This window comes from Streptomyces sp. NPDC002088 (assembly GCF_040296605.1).
Lineage (GTDB): Bacteria > Actinomycetota > Actinomycetes > Streptomycetales > Streptomycetaceae > Streptomyces.
Genome location: NZ_JBEOXO010000004.1, coordinates 267,825 through 289,596, shown reverse-complemented (window position 1 = coordinate 289,596; position 21,772 = coordinate 267,825). Strand labels below are relative to the sequence as shown.

Sequence of the window (21,772 nt, the reverse complement as noted above, 5' to 3'; positions counted from 1 at the left end):
CGGGTCTGCGTCAGTACGCGTCGGTGTTGTCGACGTGGAAGTGGTAGAGCCCCCGGGCCGATCCGTAGCGGGTGTACGTCGAGGTGTCGTCGTCCTCGTAACCGGCGCTCTTGAGCAACTGCGCCAGTTCCTCGTGGTGTTCGGCGTGCATCTCCTTGGCCACGCAGTCGGCGCCGAGGGAGGCCACGCTGCCGCGGACGTAGATGCGTGCTTCGTAGAGGGAGTCGCCGAGTGCTTCGCCTGCGTCGCCGCGTACGACGAGGCGTCCGGCCTGCGCCATGAAGGCGCTCATGTGGCCGATGCTGCCGCCGACGACGATGTCGACACCCTTCATCGAGATGCCGCAGCGGGCCGCCGCGTCCCCCTTGACGACGAGCAGGCCGCCGTGCGCGGTGGCCCCGGCCGACTGGGAGGCGTTGCCGTGCACCAGCACCGAGCCGCTCATCATGTTCTCCGCGACACCGACACCGACGTTGCCGTTCACGATGACGTCGGCCAGCTGGTTCATGCCGGCTGTGTAGTAGCCGGTGTGGCCCTCGATCGTCACGCGCATCGCCCGGTTCAGGCCCACGGCCACGCTGTGCCGGCCAGCCGGGTTGAGGACGCGTACCGCGTCGGCGTCGAGGTCCGCCTGGTGCAGGAGGCCGTTGACCTCGCGCAAGGTGCGCTGAGCGAGGTCGAGTTCGAGGGTGCCGGACATTGCGGGGCCGCCTTTCTGCGGGGGAAGGGTCAGCGTGTCCATGCGTAGATCCGCTCGGGCTCGGGCTCGTAGATGGAGGCGTTCTCCACGCCGGGCAGCCCGGCCAGCGCCCGGTACTCGCTCGCCATGGCCACCCAGTCCGCCGTCTCTGCGATGACGGCGGGCTTGCAGGCGATGGCGTCGCGCACGACGGCGAAGGAGTCCCGGTTGGAGACGAGGAGGGTGTAGAAGCCGTCGAAGGTGGCGCACAGCTCCTTGAGCGCGGCCTCGATGTCGAGTCCGGCGGCCAGCCGGTCGGCGACGAAGCGAGCGCCGACCTCTGTGTCGTTCTCGCTGTCGAACTCGACGCCCCGGGCGCGCAGTTCACGGCGGATGGTGGCGTGGTTGGCGAACGACCCGTTGTGGACCAGGCACTGGTCGGGCCCGACCGCGTACGGGTGGCAGCCGGCCGGGGTGACCGCCGACTCGGTGGCCATGCGGGTGTGGCCGACACCCTGCCAGCCCTGCGCCGCTTCAAGTCCGAAGTCAGAAGCGAGAGTTCGGGGATGACCGACGCCCTTGAGGACGGCGACGTCCTCACCGAAGCCGACCACCAGTGCGTCGGGTGCCGCGGTCGCGACGGCGGTGCGCAGCGCGTCGACGGTGACCGGAGCGTTTACCAACAGAGTCGCTGACGCTTCCACGACCTTCACCCGGGTGCCCGACGGCAGCAGCGCCTCGACCGCCGTGTGCAACGCGTCGGGAGCGAGCGGACTGTCGATGAGGGAGACGGTCGCGTGCCCCGGCGGCGAGAGGCGCGGGTCGCCGTACACCGCGACTCCGGCCGAGTCCGCCCCCCGGTCCTGCATCTCGCAGAGCATTCCGGTCAGGAGCGTGCCCAGTTGTGGGTACAGCGCGGGGCTGCGCAGATGCAGCCCGACGATTCCGCACATGGCGTTCCTCTTTCTCTGTCGTGACCTGTCGTGGTTCAGAAAGCGGTGAGGTAGTGGTCGATCTCCCATGAGGAGACGTGGGAGTGCCAGGCGAAGAACTCCGCCCGCTTCAGGCCACCGAAGTACGCGGCGACGCCGGGGCCGGCGGCATCCAGCGCGCCGCTGACCGTGGCATCGGCCTCCAGCGCCTCGACGGCGTGCAGCAGGGTCTGGGGGAGGGGCGCGCGGTCGGCGCCGTTGTCGCCGCCCGGGGTGCCGGGGGCGATGTGCCGCTCGATCCCGTCCAGGCCGGCGCCGAGCGCGGCGGCGATGGCGAGGTAGGGGTTGGCCGCGCCGTCGCCGCCGCGCAGCTCGATGCGGTGGGCGTCGGGGACGCGGACGTAGTGGGTGCGGTCGTTGCCGCCGTACGTCGGCACGCGCGGGGCCCAGGATGCGCCCGACGTGGTGCTCACCGCGCCCGTGCGCTTGTAGGAGTTGACCGAGGGCGCGAGTACGGCCTGCAGTGCACCGGCGTGTTCCAGCACGCCGCCGATGAACTCGTAGGCCAGGTCGGACAGTCCGAGCCCCCGGTCGTCCTGTTCGGCGGCGGGGAAGAGCGGCGTGGCACCGTCCCAGAGCGACAGATGCAGGTGCAGGCCCGATCCGGTGCGGTCGGCGAACGGCTTGGGCATGAACGTGGCGGTCATGCCGCGCTGTTCGGCGATCATCGAGATCAGGTAGCGTGCCGTGACGACCCGGTCGGCGGTGGTCATCGCGTCCGCGTAGGCGAAGTTCTGCTCGAACTGGCCGTTCGCGTCCTCGTGGTCGTTGGCGTAGTTGCCCCAGCCCAGTTCGTTCATGCCGCGCGACACGGCGGCGAGGTGGTCGAACATGCGGGTTACACCCCGTGCGTCGTAACAGGGCCGTGCGGCGTCGTCGCCCGGGTCGGCGGTGACGAGCCGGCCGCGCTCGTCCTTGCGTACGAGGAAGTACTCGACCTCGGCGCCGACGAACAGCGACAGGTCGCGCTCGGCGGCCTTCTCCAGCATCGAGCGCAGGATGACCCGGGGCGCGTACGGCCACGGCTTGCCCTCGACATGCGGGTCGCAGTGCACGATCGCCAGCCCTTCCTTGATGAAGGGGACCGGCGTGAAGGAGGAGACGTCGGGTATCGCGACGACATCGGGGTCCTTCGGCTCCTGGCCCAGGGCACCGGCGGCGTAACCGGCGAATCCCACGCCGTCCTTCTGGAGTTCCTCGACGGCCTCGACCGGTACGAGCTTGGCGCACGGCTTGCCGGTCAGGTCCACGAAGAGGGCGAGGATGAAGGTGGTGTCGCTCTTGGCGGCGAGGGTCGCCAGGTCGGTGGTCTCGGTCATGGTGTCGGGGCCTCTCGGGAGGGGGCGCTGTCAGGAACGGACGTGCGGGTGCATGGGGGGCAGCCGGCGGCTCCCGGTTCCCGTGCCGCCAGCCAAGCGGCGGCCCGGTCCCGGTATTTGGCGATGCCCTTGTAGTCGGCCATGTCCGCGGGCAGTTCGGACAGGACGGCGGCCGTGCGTGACCGCCATTCCTCGACCGCGGCCAGGGCCTCCAGCGGCAGCATGTACGTACGGATCAGGAACATGACCGCGCCGGACTCCGGCAGCCGGATCAGGTGCTGGACCTCCACTCGCAGATGCACGAGGCGGCCGAAGGTGTCGTCGTCGACGCGGCGGACCGTCTCCCGGTCCGGGCCCCATTCGGGATACCGCTCCGTCGACACGTCCAGGCGCCGGCCCACGGTCATGGTCCAGTTGGTACGCCGGTAGGTCTCGCCGGGCTGCAGCCGCTTGAGGAACTCGTGGGCGCGGGTGATGACGCCCTCCGCGCGGATCCGTGGCACGGGGCCGTGGATCTCCAGAAAACTCATCCCGACGTCGAAGGCGAAGGACCAGTCGGCGGCGAAGGTGACCACTCCCGCATCCGCCCACAGTGCGTCGGCGCGCTGGTCGAGCAGGACGATGTCCTCCTGCACCTGGCCGGCGATGTAGCGGAGCGGCTCGCACGGCAGTGTCGACTCGTCACCGAGTACGAACCGCCGGTCCACGCCGAGCAGTTGATTGCGCCACCGCCAGGAACCGCCGTCCTCGCGTACGAGGCTCATCGCGTCGGGACGGGCGAGCGCCAGCTCCCGCATCAGGTGGAGCATCGCGTCCCAGGCCGCGGTCCGCATGTGGGGCAAGATCGCGTGCCGCGACGGGTCGGCCCGCAGGATCTCCTCGCGTTCGGCGAGTTCACGGTGGTACTCCGCGTCGATGTCCACGACGGCGCGGCCCCACTGGCCGGCCGCGGTGAGCACGGCCTTCTCAGCCGGTTCGACGTTGGTGCTGTACCGGTACTGATCAGCCGGGAACGGGAACGGGAATCCCCGGACGAGGTGCGTGTGGTCGGTGGTGATCACAGCGGAAGCTCCAGACGGGGACCGGCCGCGCGCGAGACGCAGCACATGAGGGAGTCGCCGGCGGCCTTCTCCTCGTCGGTCAGGAAGAGGTCGCGGTGCAGGGGCCGACCGGATGCGACCGGGACGCGGCACTCGCCGCACACGCCCTGCCGACACAGGTGGGGAATCCGCAGCCCGTACTCTTCGAGCGCTTCGAGCAGCGAGACTCCGGCGGGGACCTGAACGGTGTGCCCCGAGGCCGTGAGCCGCACATCGAAAGGCTCCCCGGGATCCTGCTCGACTGCGCCGAACCGTTCGAGATGGATACGGGAGGCGGGCCAGCCGAGCGCGGAGGCCCGGTCGCGGACATGGTCGATGAGACCGGCGGGCCCGCAGATGTACAGGTGGGTGCCCAGGGGCTGGTCCGCCAGCTCGTCCTCGATCCGTCCGAGGAAGCGCGGTTGCTCGGGGATGAACTCGGTACGGTCGCCCGCCAGTTCCTTCAGTTCGTCGAGGTGCGCCCCGTGCCCGTCGCGGTAGCCGTAGAGCAGCCGGAAGTCCCGGCCCCACCGCACCGCGGCCCGCACATGCGCGAGCAGCGGGGTGATGCCTATGCCGCCGGCCACCAGGAGGTGGCGGCGGGCCTTGTTGACCGGTGCGAAGGCGCTGCGCGGCGGCCGGACGGACACCTCGTCACCGATGGACAGGCGGTCGTGGATCCAGACGGACCCGCCCCGGCCGTCCGCCACCCGCAGCACCGATATCTCGTACGACGTGGGCCAGATGCCCTCGCACGTGAGTGAATAGGCATTGGCACGGTCGCCGCACCCGACGACGAGATGACTGCCGGGGGTGAAGGACGGCAGCGTGCCGCCGTCGGGCGCGACGAGGCTCAGGCTCCTGACACCGGGGACGGAGTCGTCGACTGCCGCTACGCGCAAGGTCAGTTCAGTCGTGCGGTGGCTCATCGGGCGGGCACCTCCGCGTCGGCCATGAATCCGAGGTAGGAGCCGGTTCGGCGGGCGACGTGAGGGAAGACCAGGAGACCGCGTCGGCAGCCGGCGCAGGTCACGGTGTCGTCGATGGACGCGTCCGAGGGCGTGCACGTCCCACAGTGCGCGCAGTAGACCGTGGTGCCGTCGGTCCGGGTGGAGGCGATGACCATCTCGTCGTCCTCGATCCCGGCGCCCAGGGCCGCGGCCCGCAGGGCAAGGCATGCATCGGCCGGCCCGGCGATCAGGAGCCGCCAGCCGACCCGGGCGCGCGCCAACTCCGGTCCCAGGGACCGGATCGCGCTCTCTCCGTCGTCGGCGGGGATGCACCGGACCGCTTCCGCGCCGAGCGGCGCGAGCGCGGCCAGCCAGGCCTCGGTGACGGTGGAGGCTCCGGGCCCCACAGTGACCACGGTGTAGTGGCGACCGGTCGTATTGACGGCGGGGGTGGTGGGCGTGACGCACCAGGCGGGAACACTGGTGTCTTCGAGTGCGCTCATGTTGACCGGCTCCTCCGGGGTGTCAGAGAAGCTCGGCGGAACGGTGGCCCGTGTAGAAGGCCAACGCCCGGTCGGGCGTACTGAAGTAGATCTTCGAGCCCTTCGGAAAGAAGATCGCGTCCTTGGCCTTGGCCACGAGCTTCTGACCGGTCTCCTTGTTCTCCAGCAGGAACTCGCCCTCGAGCACGACCTTCATCTCGTCGTAGTCGTACTCGTAGAGGAGAGGCTCATCGGTGTGGTGCAGCTCGAAGTAGCCGCTGCACATCTCGCTGCCGTCGGGGTTCTCGTACGTATCGCCGATGAACCCGGCGGTGCCGGGGATGTTCATCGGGGGCAGTGCGGTCCACCCGTCGGAGGAGACGCGGAAGGGGGTCTGTGCGGTGGGTCCGGGTTCGGTACTCATGTGCGACATCCCGTCCTGTGAAGAAACCCTGTTCCCTCACAGGAAACGATGCGTGTGTTTCAACGCGATGTCCACATGGTTGCCGTTCGGTTGTGATGGGACCTCAAGGTGCGTGCAGGCGCGCGAACTTGGCAGACCTGCTGTCAGATGGTGCGGTCGGCGAAACCCTCGGGCAGGTCCGCGGAGCCCACCGCGACGATGCGTCGCAGGGCCGCTCATCACCGCGCGGCTGAGTTCGCCGCTCATGTGGACGGGGTGAGTGAGAGTCAGAAGGCCGACATCGAGTGGTGGTGGGCCACAGTGGCGGCGACAGAGGACCGGCTGGGCGGTGCTGTCCCGCACCCACGCCACCACGGCCAACCCGCGCTCACCGACGAGGATTTCTCCGCCCGCCGACCGCTCCAGGGACCGGGCGGAGCCGACCTTCGCCTCGAAGAACCTCCGCGTCGCCGTCCCCGCCCACGAACTGTCGATGGCCAGGACTGTGTGACCGCTTCCGCTGCTCTCAGCCGACGAGTTGCTGGCCGCCGTCGATGTCGTAGGTCGCGCCGGTGAGTGCCGTGTTGGTCATGATGTGAACGGCGAGCGCCGCGACGTCGGCCGGTACGACGACGCGGCCGATCGGCAGCGTGGCGCGGAGTTCCTCGCGACGGGCGTCGAGTCCGTCGCCGAGAAGCCTGGCCGACAACGGCGTGTCCACGAAGCCGGCAGCGATCAGGTTGACCCGGACCGGCGCGAGCTCGAGCGCGAGACCGGCGGTGAGCGCGGGCAGCGCGGCGGTGGCCGCGGGCGCGATCCCGAGGCCGGCACGGACCCGCCGGGCGCCCGTGCCGCCCAGGAGCAGCAGCGTGCCACCCGGACGTACCGTGCCGGCGGCATGGCGCGCGACCTCGAGCGCGAGCATCATGTGCTCGCTGATCGCCCGGCGCGCCTGATCGGAGTCCATGTCCAGGAGGCGCCCGTAGGACGGGTGCCCAGCCGTGACCATCACGTGGTCGATGGGCCTGGGCAGCTCCTGGAAGAACCGCTGCAGCTGCGCCGGGTCGTTGGCGTCGAAGGCGGCGGTGCTGAGCGCTTCGACCTCCGTGGCCGCGGTGCGCAGCCGTTCGGGGTCGCGTCCGGTGAGAATGACCGTGGCGCCCTCGGCGCGGGCGTACCTGGCGGTCGCCAGCCCGATGCCCGCGCTCCCGCCGATGACGACGAGGGTCTGTCCGAGCAGGGCCGGGTCGCGGGGCTCGGGAGCCGCCGATGGCTTCGCGGTCATGAATCCTCCTCTGCCGTGGCGGCACGGATGCGTCCTTGTCGGCGAGAAGCTCGACTCGGTCGTTCGCCAGGGCTTCCATGGTCTGCTCCGCGACGTCGGCCGCGCTGATCTTCGGTGCGTCCGTGAAGGAGCTGAGATCCGTCTCCACAAAACTGGCGTGGGCGCCGACCACGAGCGTCCCCTGTTCGCGCAGGGCTTCCCGCAGCGCACCCGTCAACGACCACTGGGCTGCCTTGGATGCCGCATACCCAGGGTAGTCCGGCCGCCACAGGCGCGAGACGTGGCGGTGGGTGATCGGGCAGGGGCAGCAGTTGCGTGGCGTCGTTGCGGTTGCCGCTGGTCAGCGACACCGTGAGAGGGATGACGGCCGAAACCGGTCCATCGCTGGCTACGTGCCCCAGATCTTCCGGTACGTCTCCTGGTAGCCCGGTGGCTCCCAGGTCGTGGCACCGGCGCTGTTGTCGGCCGTGGCGATGTGGACGGGGGCTGTATAACCGCTGGCTGGACGGCCGGAGAAGGCGCGGTTGAACTCGTCGACGATCTGCCAGCCCTGCTGGGACAGCGGCTCGGGCACGGTCGCTGCCTGGTACTGCCCGCTGTTGATGCGCTGGAAGGCGGAAGGGTCGCCGTCGCCGGCGCCGATGTTGAAGGGCGGGCCGGAGCCTTTCCTGCCGGCCGCGCGGAAGGCGGGGGCGGCGTCGGCGAAGTACAGGTCGTTGATGGCGACGGAGTGGGTCCATCTCCCCTGCAGTCGGGAGAGGAGGGAGGAGATCTCCTGCCGGGTGCGGCTGCTCGCGTCCGGGATCGGGATGTTCTCGGTGGCGAGCAGCTTCACGCCCGAGCAGGTGGCGAGGTCCTTCCTGATCAGGTCGGACTTGTTCCTGGCGAAGGGGATCGAGGCGTCGGTGATGAGCACGACCCCCGCGTGGCCGTCGGAGTGCGAGATGATCCACTGCGCGCTGATTCGGGCCACGTCCTTGACCGGGGTGGTGACGTTGGTGAAGAGCTCGGGCCGTCGGCTGGGGCCGGGAGCGGCGAGCGCGTGCCAGCCGACGAGCGGGATGCGCTCGACGTTGGCCCGCGAGACCTGCCGCGACGTCGAGTCGGGGTCGAAACCGCCGATGACGATGCCCGAGGGCTTGAGGGTCACGGCTTCGCTCATTGCCGCCTCGATGCCGGCGGGCGTGCCTCCGCCGTCGATCACCCGGACGTTCCATCCGATCACCCGAGCGGCTTCCCGCACCCCGTTCGCGACGCCGGCGACTCCGGGATTCGTCATGGTCTGGGCGACGTAGACGACGGTCTTGCCCGGCACCTTCCTGGGGCCGCTGGTCGGCCCGTTCCAGGGGACGTCGGTCTGCTCCGCCTGTCTCACGGCGGCCTCGGCCTTGGCGTGGACGGCAGGGCAGCCGCTCGTGCCTGCCGTGGACTCTCCCGAGCCGCCGACGGAGTCGCCTTCGCAGCCGGTGAGGAGGGTTGCCGTTGCCAGCAGGGCGCACGAGGCGAGCCGGACCTTGAAGACGCCGGGGGTGGCTTTGCGGTTGCCCTGCACGGGAGCTCCTCGCGGAGGAATGAGCGGAGGGAAGAGCGGGGGATGCGGCCGACGGGCCCGGTGGCGGTGCCCGTGGCCGGGTCATGGAGTGGGGCCCGCCGTGCCGCCTTGCTGCGCCGGGGAGGAGGGTGGCTGGGGCGGTGAGGCGGGCGCATCGCGGGCCGCGACGGCACCGGTGCGCAGCCGGCGGCGGGCGGAGTAGCCGGCCAGGCCGACGGCGATGAGCAGGGTTCCGCCGTAGAACAGCGGGACCGTCCAGAAGTCGGCGCCCATCTGGCCGATTCCGGTGAGGCCGACGGCGAGGACGGCAACGGCGACCACGGTGCCGAAGGCGTTGGGCCGACCGGGTCTGATCGCCGTGGCGCCGAGGAGGGCGCCGACGAAGGCGGGCAGCAGGTAGTCGAGGCCGACGCTCGGATTGCCGATCTGCTGCTCGGCCGCGAGCAGCACACCGGCGCAGCCGACGATCAGCCCTGACGCGGTGAACGCGTAGACGGTGTACCTGCGGGTCGGGATGCCGACGAGGTCGGCCGCACGCGGGTTCGAGCCCACGACGTACAGATACCGGCCGAGTGGTAGCCGCTCCAGCACCAGCCAGAGGACGACCGCGAGGGCGAGCACATAGAACGCGGGGACCGGCAGGCCGAGGAACCTGGAGCCGTAGAGGCCGGTGAAGGCGGCCGGGAGGCCTTGCGGGCCGGGGACGATCCGGCCGCCTTCGGTGATCCAGCCGGTCACGCCGTACAGCATGCTGCCGGTCCCGAGGGTGGCGATGAAGGAGTCGATCCGGCCGAACTCGACGACGACACCGTTGAGGACGCCCACGACCGCCCCTCCGACGATCACCGTGAGGCAGGCGAGCGGCCAGGGCCACCCGTCGTGGACGACGAGCTGTATCACCATGACGTGCGCCAGGCCGAGGCCGTAGCCGATGGAGAGGTCGAACGCACCGGTCACGATGGGGACCATGGCGGCGAGCGCGAGGACGGCGGGGATCGACTGGTTGGACAGGATCGAGTCGACGGTGTCCAGCGTGGGAAAGGTGCGTGGCAGGGCGAGGGAGAAGACCAGGAAGAGCAGGGCGGTCAGGGCGAGGAGGCCGTAAGCGCTGATGAGATGCCCACCAGGGCCGTGCGGTCGCCCCGGTCGGCCGGGCCGGCTCAGCAGGCTCGGCCGGTGCCGTGGCGGCCGAGGCGAGGACGGGGCGGTCATGGGCTCGGCGGGGTTTCGGAAGGGGATTCGGAACGGGTTTCGGAAGAAGGAGGTTCGGAAGGGGGCATGGCCGATGCCGCCCGGGTGAGTCCGGCCACCGTGAGGGCCGCACCGCTCAGCTCGGCCGTGACCACCCCGCGGACGAAGACCAGGGCGCGCGGGCACACGCTCGTGACCTCCTCGAAGTCGGTGGAGATGAGCAGGACCGCGAGGCCTGCGGCCAGCGCCTCGTCGAGCAGGCGGTAGATCGCGGCCTTGGCGCCGACGTCCACGCTCGCGGTCGGCTCCTCGAGGATCAGCAGGCGCAGGTCCACTCGCAGCCACCGGCCGATCATGACCTTCTGCTGGTTTCCGCCGGACAGGGTGGCGACGGGGGCCTCGCTGTCGCGGGGACGCACCGCGAACCGTTCGATCAGGGTGGCGGCCTCGGCACGTTCGCGGCGGGGGCTGATCGGGCGCAGCGCCGCCAGCCCTCCCGCGCGGGGATTGGCCAGGAGGTTCTCCCGTACGGTCAGCTCGGCGGCGCAGCCCTCCCGCAGTCTGTCGCCGGGTACGAAGCCGACGCCTAGGCTGACGGCGTCGGTGACCGATCGGGGGCGGTACGGACGGCCGCGCAGCAGGGCCCGCCCGTCGAGGAGAGGCCTGGACCCGGCGAGGGCCCGGCCCAGGTCCATGTGCCCGGCGCCCGAGAGGCCGACCAGACCGACGACTTCCCCGGCCCTGAGCTCCAGGCCGACCGGTCCCGCGCCGGCGGTCCGTACGCCGTCGAGGGTCAGGACGGCCGGCCCGCAGGCCGGAGCCGCGCAGGGGTGGTGGTCGGTCAGTTCCTCACCGACGATGTCGTGCACCAGGCGGACAGGGCTGTGGCCCGCCAGCGGGCCGTGGCTGACGAGGCGGCCGTCACGCAGTACGGCGAAGGCGTCGGCGACCTGGTACACCTCGTCCAGGCGGTGGGTCACGTAGAGGATGGCGTGCCCCCGGTCGCGCAGGGTGTGCAGGACGCTGAACAGCCGGGCGCAGTCCGCGGCCGGGAGGCGGGCGGTCGGCTCGTCGAGGACGATGAGCTTCGCGCGTGCCGCCAGTGCTCTGGCGATCGCGACCAGCGAACGCTCGGCCGGGTCGAGCGCGGCGACGGGCGCGTCGGGGTCCAGATGCCCGGCGACGATCCCCAGGGCGTCGGCACAGCGCTCGCGGGTCCGCCGCCAGGAGATCAGTCCGGCGCGGCGCGGATACCCGGTGCTCAGGGCGATGTTCTCGGCGACCGACATCCACTCCACGAGGCCGAGGTCCTGGTGGATGAAGGACATGTTCCGGGAAGCGGCGTGACTTCCGAGCGGGTGCCCGGCCACCGTGATCCGCCCTGAGTCCGCGTGGTGGACGCCGGCGAGCACCTTGATGAGCGTCGACTTTCCCGCGCCGTTGGGCCCGAGAAGGGCGAGCGTGCCGCCGGCGTGGACATCGAGGTCGACGCCGGCCAGCGCGATCGTCCCACCGAACCGCTTGCCGAGCCCGCGGATGCGGACCAGCGGCTGCTCCTCGAAGGGCGCAGCCGCTTCGGCAGACGTGTCGGGAGCGTCGTGCACGGACATCTCCGGGGGTCGGCCTGGCGAGTTCTTCCCGACGTTCAAGAGGGATAGTAGCTGGATGAATCACAGCATTTCAGGCGTATCCCATCTGCCGTGACTCCAACGGATCAGCGGCGCGCTACCGGAGTGTCGTGTTCCGTCGTCTCAGGCGCCGTCGAGCCCGCATTCGGCCCAGATGACCTTGCCCTGCGAGATGTAGCGCGTACCCCAGCTCTGTGACAGCTGCGCGACGAGGAACAAGCCGCGTCCGCCCTCGTCGGTGGTGGCCGCCCGACGCAGGTGCGGGGCGGTGTTGCTGCAGTCGGAGACCTCGCAGATCAGGGTGTGGTCGTACAGCAGCCGTACCTGGATGGGCCCGGTGCCGTGGCGCATGGCGTTGGTGACCAGCTCGCTCAGTATCAGTTCGGCGGCGAACGCGGCCTGGTCGAGTCCCCACTCGGCCAGTCGCCGGAGGGCGGACGCACGGACCTCGCTGACGAGGGCCGGGTCGGCGGGCAGCTCCCAGGTTGCGATCCGACCGGGGTCCAGGGCGTGGGTGCGGGCGACGAGCAGGGCGATGTCGTCGCACGGGTGGGCGGGCGCCACGGTCTCCAGGATCGCCTGACACGCCTCCTCGGGCGTGCGGTCCGGGTAGGTCAGAGCCCCGCGCAGCTTGTCGAGGACCACGTCGACGTCGCGGTGCCGGTCCTCGATGAGTCCGTCGGTGTAGAGGACCAGTTGACTGTCCTCGGGGAGGTCGATCTCGACGGCGTCGAAGGGCAGTCCGCCGAGGCCCAGCGGGGGCCCGGCCGGCAGGTCGGGAAAGGACACGGCGCCGTCGGGGCGGACCAGCGCGGGCGGCGGGTGGCCGGCCCGGGCCATGACGCACCGCTGCGAGGTCGGGTCGTAGATGGCGTACAGGCAGGTCGCGCCGATGATGTCGGTGCCCTCGCCGTCGGGGTCCTCCCGGTCCAGGCGCCCCACGAGGTCGTCGAGGTGGATGAGGACTTCGTCCGGGGGGAAGTCGAGTTCGGCGAAGCTGCGTGCGGCGGTGCGCAGCCGGCCCATGGTGGCGGCGGAGAGCATGCCGTGGCCGACGACGTCGCCGACGAGGAGGCCGACGCGGCGGCCGGAGAGGGGGATGACGTCGTACCAGTCCCCGCCCACGTCGGATTCGGCGGGCAGGTAGCGATGAGCGACCTCGACGGCGTCCTGATCGGGCAGTCCGTGCGGGAGCAGCCGGCGCTGCAGGGCCAGGACCATGCTGCGTTCGTGCGTGTAGCGCCGGGCGTTGTCGATGGACAGGGCGGCGCGGCCGGCGAGTTCCTGGGCCAGCGAACGGTCGTCGTCCCCGTAGGGGGTCGGCTCCTGGGCGCGGTAGAAGCTGGCGACGCCCAGGACGACACCGCGGGCGAGAAGGGGTACTGCGATCAGGGAGTGGACGTGGGCCAGCAGCGCTTCGGTGTGCTCGGGGTCCTGGGCGAGCCAGCCCGCGGCGGCCTTCAGGTCCGGTTCCAGCACTGCCTGGCCGTTGGTCAGGCAACGCAGTTGGGGCGTGGTCGGACCGAAGCCGACCCGCTTGTCGACCGGCGTGAAGGGAAGGTCGTCGCGGATGCCATGGACCACGATACGGAGAAGGTCGTCGACGGGGTCGGCGGACTCCTCGCCGCGCAGTACGGCCTCGGGCAGGTCGACGGTGACGAAGTCGGCCAGGCGCGGGACCGCCGTCTCGGCGAGTTCCTCGGCGGTACGGCGTACCTCCAGGGTGGTGCCCACGCGGGCGCTGGCCTCGGACAGCAGTTCCAGGCGGCGACGCGCGGCCAGGGCGTACGTCCCCACGCGCGGCTCCCCCACCAGCACGAGCCCTCTGGCCGGGGGCGACGGCTCGGGGTGATCGTCCGTCGCGCCGCCGACGCCATCGGCCGTGACACCCCTGCCGTCGGCGGCGATCCGGCCGGGTGTTGCGTCGGGAGGATGCCCGGACGGCGGGGGGACGGAGAGGCGCACGGGCGTGGGAACGGCCGAGACGACGGCAGGCCCGGCGGAGACGCCCGGCACCAAGTCGACCTGCCGCGGGACGGCGAGGGGTTCTCCCGGTGAGGGGCCCGGGAGGATGGCCTCGACGACGAAGCCTTGCACCCCGCCGGCACTCGTCATCGGACGACTCACGAGCGTGACCCGCCGGCCGTCGGGCACGGACACGTCGACGGCGGCCCGCTGCGCGCGGGAGATCAGCTCGGTGGCCTTCTCCATGAGGATCGCCCCGTCGCGGGGACGCAGCTCGAGGGCCAGTTCGTCCACCGCGACGCTGTGGTGAGGGCCGACGGCGGCTTCGGCTCGGCTGACCAGGTACGCCTGAAGCAGCCCGCGCTCACGCGCGGAACTCTGTTCCAGCAGCCGCCGCTCCACGGCCTGGGCCGCTTTGCGTATGACGGGGCTCAGCGCACGTGCCTCGGCGCTGCGCGGATAGCCGAAGCACAGGATGCCCTCGATGCCCCCGCTGAGCGGGTCGCGGACGGGAAGCGCGAGGCAGGCGTTCTGCTGGGAGCGCTCGGCGAAGTGCTCGGCACCGTAGACCCGGATGAGTTGCCGCTCCGCCAGGGCGAGACCGATGCCGTTGGTACCGGCGACCCGCTCGGCGAACACGAAGCCGGGGTCTCTCTGGAACGCCGGGAGGCTTCTGGCCAGCGACGCTTCTCCGAAACGGCGCAGCAGGACCGTCCCGCTCGCATCGGCGAGGGAGATGTTCATCATGCTGCCGGAGAACCTGGCTTGCAGCCGGTCGAGCACCGGCACGGCCGCGCGGACGATACGGACGCCCGGATCGAAGTCCTTCTGGAAGGGAAGGTCGGGCCGGTCCGGCGAGAGCCCCAGGGACCGGCAGCGCTGCCACGAGTTCAGGATGGACGTTCGCACGCCCGCCTCGACCGGCTCACCCTGCAGAAACCGCTCACGGAAACGCGCGGGCCCCGTGCCACCTGTCGCACGCCCCGTCGGTATCGCCCCGCCGCCGGACCGGACCACGCTTCGCCTCACTCGCGTCTGCGATAATGCGTGTTTTGTAAAAATCTGGCATTCATGAGGATACGGTCATTAGGGGCGCGAGTCACGGCTCGTACGGTCCCTCACGCGCGATGACCGGACGGGCCGGTCGTCACAACAGCGCGAGCATGCCGGGGCGAGCCCCGTCCTCCCAGCTCATCGCCGCCGCGAGGAACAACGGGGGCCGCCTCGACGGGCTCCCCGGCCGCTTCCCGGGCGCGTGCGGTGCGGATGCGGTCGTCGTTATTGAGCGCCGCCGCGTACCGGCGGGCTCTCGGTGACAGCCGTACGTCACTGCGCAGGCGTATGCCGACCGAGAGCCCATGGCCCCTACCGTCGCTTATCGGGCAGTTCCGAAGTCCTGGGTCCAGTAGTCGTTGGGCTGTGCGAGGCCGACGCCGATCTCCTTGAAGGCACAGTTGAGGATGTTGGCCTTGTGGCCGGGGCTGGCCATCCAGCCCGCCATGACCTGCTCGGGAGAGGCGTAACCGTAGGCGATGTTCTCGCCGTAGGTGCTCCAGTTGTAGCCGGCGCTCGTGATCCGGTCGCCCGGGGCGGATCCGTCGGATCCGGTGTGCGACATGTTCTGGTGGGTCGCCATGTCCTCGCTGTGCGCTTGTGCGGCCTTGGTCAGGGTCGCGTTCAGGGTCACGGCCGAGCAACCGACCTTGCTGCGCTCGGCGTTGACGAGTTCCACGATGCGAGCGGTGGCCCCGGACGCCGTGGCGGTGGCCTGCGGGGTGCTCGCAGACGGGGGAGTCGCGGAGGCGGAGGCGGTGACCTCGGGGGTGCTCGCAGACGTGGGGGCCGCGGAGGCGGTGGCCTTCGGGGCGCGGTGAGACACGGTGGTCCTGAGCTTGGGGGCCGTGCTCTTCGCGGTGCTGGAAGGCGAGGTGCTCTTGGGCTTCGGTGCGGCGGTCTGCGCGGCGCTCGCGGAGGTGGTCTGCGCGGCGCTCGCAGAGGTGGTCTGCGCGGCGCTCGCGGAGGCGGTCGGCGTCTGCGACGCAGCCGAAGGGAGCTCGCTCCCCTTGCTGCCGATCCAGTCGTGGTCCCAGGCGGCTTCGTTCCGCCAGTCCGCGGCCGTCGTCATCCCGGCGCTGGAGCTCTGGTTTCCTCCGCTGTCCGGCCATTCGGAACACGCCATGGCGGCGGACGGAATGCCTACGGCGCCCACGGCGGCGACGGCGATGGCTATTCGCCGGTAGTGCTGGTTCTTGCGGTGCTTCCCCATGCTTGACCTCACTCGGTAGTCGCGGAGCGCCCCTTGTGTGACTGGCTCTGCGCAGACTCCGCTCCTGAACTGCGGAGACGCCCTGCGGTCGTCATTCTTAGGAAGCCTTCAGATAGAGAGCAAAGGGCCCTCGTACTACCTCGCTTCGTAGGCTCGGACCGCCCTTGCCATGGGCGTGGGGGCGTGCTGGTCCGGTTTCTACGGCCATCGGGGAAACGCTGTTGCCTCGTCAGAAACCCTTATGGGCCCAAGAGTGGGTGAAAACGCCGAGCGTGCCGAATGCCGTAGAGCCTGGCGCGAAATGGGTAGCCGCCAAGCCGGACAAATCCCATATGTCGTCAGAGTGGCATCTACTACCCGGCACGCTTAGTGCCCGGAGCCGATGTGTCGGATGTCACGGAACCGAAGCTTCCGGTCCTGGTCGGCCTTCGGGTAGCACCCGCCGGGTCCGTGGTGGCAGGCTGCTGGACAATCCGGACACACTGTGTGGCCGAAGGGACAGGATGTCCCGGGCACGGGGATGCTGCCGGGGTCGCAGACCTCGCGAGTCAGCGTGGATCGGCGCGGCGGAGAATCGGGCGCAGGGTCTCGATGACGCCGGGGTCGTCCACCGTGGAGGGGATGGGTTCGTCGCGACCGTCGGCGATGCCGCGCATCGTCTTGCGCAGGATCTTTCCCGAGCGGGTCTTGGGCAGGGCGGCCACGACCGTGACGTCCTTGAGGGAGGCGACGGCGCCGATGCGGTCGCGTACGAGCTGGACGAGTTCGGCCTCGACCTCGCCCGGTTCGCGGCTGATGCCGGCTTTCAGGACGACGAAGCCGCGCGGTACCTGTCCCTTGAGGGCGTCGGCGACGCCGATGACGGCGCATTCCGCGACGTCGGGATGGGCGGCCAGGGTCTCTTCCATGCTGCCGGTGGACAGTCGGTGTCCGGCGACGTTGATGACGTCGTCGGTGCGGCCCATGACGAAGACGTAGCCGTCGGCGTCGACGTGGCCGCTGTCGCCGGTGAGGTAGTAGCCGTCGTAGGCGGAGAGGTAAGAGGCGACGTAGCGGTCGTCGTCGTTCCAGAGGGTGGGGAGCGCGCCGGGCGGCAGGGGGAGCTTCACGACGATCGCACCGTCGACGCCCGCGGGCACGGGGTCGCCCGATGGGTCGAGGACGCGGACGTCCCAGCCCGGCAGGGGGCGGGTGGGGGAGCCGGGCTTGACGGGGGCGGCTTCGATGCCGACCGGGTTGGCGACGATGGGCCAGCCGGTCTCGGTCTGCCACCAGTGGTCGATCACCGGGACACCCAGAAGAGCGCTTGCCCAGTGATAGGTCTCGGGGTCGAGGCGTTCGCCGGCGAGGAAGAGGTAGCGCAGGGGGGAGAGGTCGTAGTCCGCGGTGAGTGTTCCCTTCGGGTCCTCCTTGCGGATGGCCCGGAAGGCGGTGGGTGCCGTGAACATGGTCTTGACGCGGTACTCGGCGGCGACGCGCCAGAACTGGCCCGCGTCGGGCGTGCCGACCGGCTTGCCTTCGTACAGGATCGTTGTGGCGCCGACCAGCAGGGGCGCGTAGACGATGTACGAGTGTCCGACGACCCAGCCGACGTCGGAGCCGGTGAACATCGTCTCGCCCGGGCCCACGTCGTACACGGCACCCATCGACCAGTGCAGGGCCACCGCATAGCCGCCGCAGTCGCGGACGACTCCCTTGGGTTTTCCGGTCGTTCCGGACGTGTAGAGGATGTACAGGGGATCGTTGGCGGGGACGGGAACGCAGTCGGCCGGCGACGCGGTGGCGACCAGTTCGGCCCAGTCGAGATCGTCGGGCCCCAATTCGGCCCACTCCTGCGGTCGTTGCAGGATCACACTCTTTTCCGGCTTGTGGGCGGCGAGTTCGATCGCCCGCTCGAGCAGCGGCTTGTACGCGATGACACGCTTGCCCTCGATGCCGCAGGAGGCGGAGACGACCACCTTCGGGGCGGCGTCGTCGATGCGGACGGCGAGTTCGTGCGGGGCGAACCCGCCGAAGACGACCGAATGGACCGCACCGATACGCGCGCAGGCCAGCATCGCGATGGCGGCCTCGGGAACCATCGGCATGTAGATCACCACCCGGTCGCCGCGCCCGACACCGAGTCGCGCGAGCACTCCGGCGAAGGCCGCCACCTCGTCCCTCAACTGCGCGTAAGTGTAGGTGCGCCGGGTACCGGTCACGGGGGAGTCGTAGATGAGCGCGGGCTGTTCGCCGCGGCCGGCTTCGACGTGCCGGTCGACCGCGTTGAAACAGACGTTGAGCCGCCCGTCGGGAAACCAGCGATAGAAGGGTGCGCCCGAGGAGTCCAGAGCGCGTTGCGGGGCGACATCCCAGTCGATGCCCTCAGCCGCCGTCAGCCAGAAGTTCTCCGGGTCTTCGGTGCCGGCGCGGAAGACATCCTCGTACGTTCCCATGTACGGACTCCTTTGTCGCATCGAGGGGCCGGGCAGTGGCGGCGCGTGGAGAACGGTGCGGGACACGAATACCGTATGCCGGCCGACATGGTCGAGTAGGACGCCGGCGGGCAGCGGGCCGACGACCACGCAGGATGCCACCGAGGTCCGCGAATGCGACCACTTCCTCCTGGAGAGGTCGACGTGCGTGGGCAAGTGCACCCACGCGCCATGTCGGCCACCGGGTTCCGGTGGGTGAGCACGACGTCCTTGGGATTGCCGTATCGACGAATCTGACGCTGGGCGTCAGGGGACTCAGCGGTGCGCGCCGGCTCCGTGCGCGTCACGGTCACCGGCAGGGACGGCGTCCAGCAGGTGCTGGAGGCGGACAAGGTGCTGCCGTACGTCCGTGTGCCCGAGCCGACCCTGGCCCAGCAGTGGGACCTGACCGTCCACGAGGCCGCCCGCACCGTGTACGCCCACCCCACCCTCGGCCGCACCGGCGCGTACGCGCGATCCATCGCACAGCTGTTGGCCGATGCCGTCCTCGCCGACGTCGGCCCAGCGTCTCCACGCCGAGGTCGGCGACCTGTGCGGTGTGAGAAGCGCCCGGCGCCCGAGGGACATCGTCGGTGACTGGCTGGATCAGCGGCGGGTTTTCATGACCAGGCGTGGGTGAAGTCGATGTCGCGGGCCCATTCGGGGTGGTCGATGAGCGGGTTGCGGTTGCCCTGGATCTCCGCGATGGCGAAGTTGCGGTGTTGTTCGTACGGGGTGACGGGGTCTGCCTCGTGCCAGGACAGCAGCGTGCCGAGTTGGTCCGGTTGCAGTTCGGCGGTGACGTCCCCCACCAGTCCGGGGTAGCGCAGGATGAAGTACAGGGTCGCCCGGGCGACGGGCCCTTTGCCTGCCGACGGCTCGAAGCCCTGGGTCTCCCGACGTCCGCAGGAGGTCCGTACGACCTCTTGGACGTCGGTGAAGTCGAAGTACGGGATGTTGCTGCGGAAGCTGTTGCAGGTGGTCTCGCAGGCGAAGAGGTGATGCAGATCGCCGCGCATGGGTTCGTGTTTGGCGAACCAGGACTGCGGCACCACGTGCTCGCAGTTGTAGGCCAGGGCGGCTTCCAGTGCGTCCATTTCCGCGGTGAGTGCTTCCGGGCCGAGGGCGGTCTCGCGAAGGATCAGTTCCTGCCAGCGCTGGATGCGGGCGGCTTCCACGGCGGCGTCGGCGCGTATGAAGTCCTCGGGGGCGAAGACCTGGCCGGAATATATGCTGCGCAGCTGTTTGTCGGGGTGCAGGTCAACCCACGGGTACAGCATCCGAATCGGCTGGTAGGCGGGCCGACGTTCGTGGGTGTGTTCCAGCAGGTCGGTCAGCGCGCGGCCCAGCCCGGTGCCGTCGAGTCCCGCGTAGTAGGCCTGCCGTGCGGCCTGGTCGGCTTCGGCGTCGAAGTACGTGCGGTCCCGGCCGGCGTCCAGACCGGCCAGCGCGGCCTTCAGGTCCGTTTCCGCGGGCGAGATGTGCCCGTTCACCGGGGCTACGGCCGCCGGCGCGGCACTGGGGGCGCCGCCGACGCCCGTGGTGGCTGCGGGCGGGGCGGTGGAAGAGACTGTCGGGGCTGTGATGCCGACGGTGATGTGCAGCGGCACTGTCAGGTGCAAGGCCCCGTCGGTTCCGGCGGGCGCAGCCAGTTCAGGCCTTCCGTCGGGGAGGGACTGAGGCACGCCGGGCGGTGTGAGGGGCGGCGCGGCGGCTTCGAAGAGGCGGGCCCGCAGGTCGGTGGCTGGGCCGGACACCGGGGCCTGTCGCACGGCCTGCAGCACCTGGCTGATCCGTACACCCTCGTTCGCCTTCCATGCCAGCTGGTCCTCACCCATCTCGGGCCTCCACGGGCTGCCGTCCACGGAGAGGTAGTGGCCGTCGCTGTCCTTGAGCGGGACGCCGGCATGGTGGAGGGCAACCACTTCCCACTGGTCATTGAAGACAGGCGAGCCGGAGGAGCCAGGTGAGGTGTCGGTGGCGTAGTGAATGAAGTGGTCGAGCAGGTCCACCACCTGGTTCTCGCGCAACGCCAGTTGCTTGGGCTCACCGTTGGGGTGCTGGATGATGTTGACCATCTCGCCCAGGATCACTTTGCCCTGGGCCTCGCTCGTACGCAGCCAGGAAAAGTCGTCCAGCCCCTCGCCGGTGCGGCTCCGGTCGGCTACCGCGACCAGCGTGAAGTCCAGGTCGTGGTCGGTGACGAAGAACCGGCCGGGTTCCAGGTCGAAGACCATGGGCAGCATCGTCTGCCCGTCGATGCCGGCCTGGTAGTTGAACTCGATGACCCCACGCTCGGCCTCCTGGAGGCCGGCCAGCACATGGTTGTTGGTCAGCATCAGGGACGGGGATATCAGGAAACCGGTTCCGTAGTGCGCCTCGGGGGCACGGACGCAGATCCGTCCCACGGAGCGCGCGGCCAGATAGCCGGTCTCGAGGAACCTGACGTCGATCAGGTCGTTGCGTCCCATCAGCCGTTCCAGGCCCAGCACGTCGGCACCGAAGCTGTCCGGGGGCAGCCCGGGGAGGCTGCGTCCGGTGGTGGCCCGGCGAGGGGTGCCCTCCAGCGTGGTGGCCAGTGACCAGTCCGCTCCCAGGCGCGCCAGCCGTTTGGTGACCCGGTCGGGCGCGTCTGCGTGCAGCACACCCTGTTCATCGATCACTTGCCGGGTCTGCTCCCGTGCCCCGGCCCGTTCGTCGTACCGGGCCGTGGCCCGCTCCACCTGCTGCAGATAGTCCGTCTGAGGTCGATATGCCGTGCTGGTCATGGCTCATCTCCTCGCCGCACGTTCCGTCCTTCGCCCTGCCTCAGCAGCGTGCGCACGGGCGTGCCGTTGCGCTTCCGGGTAGGGGCTCGGCGAGGTCCGGCTCGCCGGTGCACCGGGGGGACCAGGCGTACCACGAACGGCTCGGGCCGAACGGCGGGCGTCGCCGCCACGGTCGGACCCCGGGGGGCGAGTTTCGGCGGCGGCGCCATCCGGAGGAACCCACCGGAGAACCCACCGGAGGAACCCATGGGAAAGGCTTCCGCTGGCTGATGCGCGAAACATCTGATGCCGCCCGCATGACCCAGTCTGTGCGAGAGCGCACCTGACCGCCACTTGGAGCGAGGTACCCATAGGCCGCCTCACCGTGGCGCTGTCCGGCCTCCGGCAGCCGGCCGGGGCGGCGGGTCCTCGGCGCCCACAGGTCACACGAGGTCATACGACGGTGACCGGCGTGTCCGGTCCTTCCGTGGACTCGGGCCGGACGGGAATGGCCTGAGTGCTGGTCGGGTCGCCGCTTTCGAGGGTTCCGGTCCCGGAGCGAGAGACCGTGCCGCCCGTACCTACTTGCCCGTGCCGCCCGTTCCTACTGCCCGTACCGCTCGTGCCGCCGCAGCCGACTCGGGCAAACGTCCGTCGAGGCGCGACAGGCATCCACCCGCACCCCTCGGTAGAGCGGGGCGGCGGCTCGGCGCGTGCTTTCAGGTGACCCCACAGCCTGTCTCCGTGGATTATCGGTTCGGCATACCTGACGATCGCAGTC

General features: G+C 70.3%; 17 protein-coding genes. 2 read left to right on the top strand and 15 right to left on the bottom strand.

Annotated elements, in window-relative coordinates; genetic code table 11:
* Positions 1–10 precede the first annotated feature (10 nt).
* From ABT114_RS11230 to ABT114_RS11200, 7 genes are read right to left on the bottom strand one after another with little or no spacing between them, the layout of a single operon-like run.
* Entirely contained in the window at positions 11–742 is a 732-nt protein-coding gene (locus ABT114_RS11230; protein WP_351141050.1) for a glutamate synthase, read from the bottom strand.
* Complete coding sequence (locus ABT114_RS11225; RefSeq protein ID WP_351141048.1) at positions 730–1,632, bottom strand: class II glutamine amidotransferase domain-containing protein; 903 nt, start codon at positions 1,630–1,632, stop codon at positions 730–732. The genes ABT114_RS11230 and ABT114_RS11225 overlap by 13 nt, the downstream gene beginning before the upstream one ends.
* A 35-nt stretch (positions 1,633–1,667) precedes the next feature.
* The gene (gene glnT, locus ABT114_RS11220; protein ID WP_351141046.1) at positions 1,668–2,990 is read right to left on the bottom strand and encodes a type III glutamate--ammonia ligase; all 1,323 of its coding nucleotides are present in this window, start codon (positions 2,988–2,990) and stop codon (positions 1,668–1,670) included.
* Entirely contained in the window at positions 2,987–4,051 is a 1,065-nt protein-coding gene (locus ABT114_RS11215; protein ID WP_351141044.1) for a heme-dependent oxidative N-demethylase family protein, read from the bottom strand. The genes glnT and ABT114_RS11215 overlap by 4 nt, the downstream gene beginning before the upstream one ends.
* Positions 4,048–4,998 carry a PDR/VanB family oxidoreductase gene (locus ABT114_RS11210; RefSeq protein WP_351141042.1) on the bottom strand — a complete coding sequence of 317 codons (951 nt, stop codon included), beginning with the start codon at positions 4,996–4,998 and terminating at the stop codon, positions 4,048–4,050. The genes ABT114_RS11215 and ABT114_RS11210 overlap by 4 nt, the downstream gene beginning before the upstream one ends.
* Positions 4,995–5,522 carry a dimethylamine monooxygenase subunit DmmA family protein gene (locus tag ABT114_RS11205; protein WP_351141040.1) on the bottom strand — a complete coding sequence of 176 codons (528 nt, stop codon included), beginning with the start codon at positions 5,520–5,522 and terminating at the stop codon, positions 4,995–4,997. The genes ABT114_RS11210 and ABT114_RS11205 overlap by 4 nt, the downstream gene beginning before the upstream one ends.
* 22 nt (positions 5,523–5,544) lie before the next feature.
* Positions 5,545–5,925 (bottom strand): EutQ-related cupin domain-containing protein, encoded by a 381-nt coding sequence (locus ABT114_RS11200; protein WP_351141038.1) that lies wholly within the window; start codon positions 5,923–5,925, stop codon positions 5,545–5,547.
* Positions 5,926–6,253: 328 nt separating this feature from the next.
* Between ABT114_RS11200 and ABT114_RS11195 the strand changes: the two genes are divergently transcribed.
* Entirely contained in the window at positions 6,254–6,415 is a 162-nt protein-coding gene (locus tag ABT114_RS11195) for a hypothetical protein (RefSeq protein ID WP_351141036.1), read from the top strand.
* Between the two features lie 15 nt (positions 6,416–6,430).
* On the opposite strand, the gene ABT114_RS11190 is transcribed toward ABT114_RS11195, so the two are convergent.
* The 7 genes from ABT114_RS11190 to ABT114_RS11160 all read right to left on the bottom strand — a co-directional run bounded on the left by ABT114_RS11190 (position 6,431) and on the right by ABT114_RS11160 (position 18,226).
* Complete coding sequence (locus ABT114_RS11190) at positions 6,431–7,189, bottom strand: SDR family oxidoreductase (protein WP_351141034.1); 759 nt, start codon at positions 7,187–7,189, stop codon at positions 6,431–6,433.
* A 388-nt stretch (positions 7,190–7,577) separates the two neighbouring features.
* Positions 7,578–8,741 carry a substrate-binding domain-containing protein gene (locus tag ABT114_RS11185; RefSeq protein ID WP_351141032.1) on the bottom strand — a complete coding sequence of 388 codons (1,164 nt, stop codon included), beginning with the start codon at positions 8,739–8,741 and terminating at the stop codon, positions 7,578–7,580.
* 81 nt (positions 8,742–8,822) lie between these two features.
* Positions 8,823–9,953, bottom strand: coding sequence for an ABC transporter permease (locus ABT114_RS11180; protein WP_351141030.1), 1,131 nt, complete (start codon positions 9,951–9,953; stop codon positions 8,823–8,825).
* Entirely contained in the window at positions 9,950–11,536 is a 1,587-nt protein-coding gene (locus ABT114_RS11175) for a sugar ABC transporter ATP-binding protein (RefSeq protein ID WP_351141028.1), read from the bottom strand. The genes ABT114_RS11180 and ABT114_RS11175 overlap by 4 nt, the downstream gene beginning before the upstream one ends.
* 147 nt (positions 11,537–11,683) lie before the next feature.
* Positions 11,684–14,542 (bottom strand): SpoIIE family protein phosphatase, encoded by a 2,859-nt coding sequence (locus tag ABT114_RS11170; protein WP_351141026.1) that lies wholly within the window; start codon positions 14,540–14,542, stop codon positions 11,684–11,686.
* Positions 14,543–14,900: 358 nt separating this feature from the next.
* Positions 14,901–15,791 (bottom strand): CAP domain-containing protein, encoded by an 891-nt coding sequence (locus ABT114_RS11165; protein ID WP_351141024.1) that lies wholly within the window; start codon positions 15,789–15,791, stop codon positions 14,901–14,903.
* A 548-nt stretch (positions 15,792–16,339) separates the two neighbouring features.
* A complete protein-coding gene (locus ABT114_RS11160) occupies positions 16,340–18,226 on the bottom strand; it encodes a propionyl-CoA synthetase (protein ID WP_351141022.1) in 1,887 nt (628 codons plus the stop codon).
* Positions 18,227–18,526: 300 nt separating this feature from the next.
* Between ABT114_RS11160 and ABT114_RS11155 the strand changes: the two genes are divergently transcribed.
* Positions 18,527–18,841, top strand: coding sequence for a hypothetical protein (locus tag ABT114_RS11155; RefSeq protein WP_351141380.1), 315 nt, complete (start codon positions 18,527–18,529; stop codon positions 18,839–18,841).
* A gap of 23 nt (positions 18,842–18,864) precedes the next feature.
* Here ABT114_RS11155 and ABT114_RS11150 read toward each other — a convergent pair whose 3' ends face one another.
* Complete coding sequence (locus tag ABT114_RS11150) at positions 18,865–21,012, bottom strand: endonuclease (RefSeq protein ID WP_351141020.1); 2,148 nt, start codon at positions 21,010–21,012, stop codon at positions 18,865–18,867.
* Positions 21,013–21,772 lie beyond the last annotated feature (760 nt).

Coding starts and splice junctions, on each gene's coding strand:
- glnT (WP_351141046.1), bottom strand. CDS start 2,990: ATGACCGAGACCACCGACCTGGCGACCCTCGCCGCCAAGAGCGACACC.
- ABT114_RS11165 (WP_351141024.1), bottom strand. CDS start 15,791: ATGGGGAAGCACCGCAAGAACCAGCACTACCGGCGAATAGCCATCGCC.
- ABT114_RS11225 (WP_351141048.1), bottom strand. CDS start 1,632: ATGTGCGGAATCGTCGGGCTGCATCTGCGCAGCCCCGCGCTGTACCCA.
- ABT114_RS11200 (WP_351141038.1), bottom strand. CDS start 5,925: ATGAGTACCGAACCCGGACCCACCGCACAGACCCCCTTCCGCGTCTCC.
- ABT114_RS11210 (WP_351141042.1), bottom strand. CDS start 4,998: ATGAGCCACCGCACGACTGAACTGACCTTGCGCGTAGCGGCAGTCGAC.
- ABT114_RS11230 (WP_351141050.1), bottom strand. CDS start 742: ATGGACACGCTGACCCTTCCCCCGCAGAAAGGCGGCCCCGCAATGTCC.
- ABT114_RS11180 (WP_351141030.1), bottom strand. CDS start 9,953: ATGACCGCCCCGTCCTCGCCTCGGCCGCCACGGCACCGGCCGAGCCTG.
- ABT114_RS11160 (WP_351141022.1), bottom strand. CDS start 18,226: ATGGGAACGTACGAGGATGTCTTCCGCGCCGGCACCGAAGACCCGGAG.
- ABT114_RS11150 (WP_351141020.1), bottom strand. CDS start 21,012: ATGACCAGCACGGCATATCGACCTCAGACGGACTATCTGCAGCAGGTG.
- ABT114_RS11190 (WP_351141034.1), bottom strand. CDS start 7,189: ATGACCGCGAAGCCATCGGCGGCTCCCGAGCCCCGCGACCCGGCCCTG.
- ABT114_RS11205 (WP_351141040.1), bottom strand. CDS start 5,522: ATGAGCGCACTCGAAGACACCAGTGTTCCCGCCTGGTGCGTCACGCCC.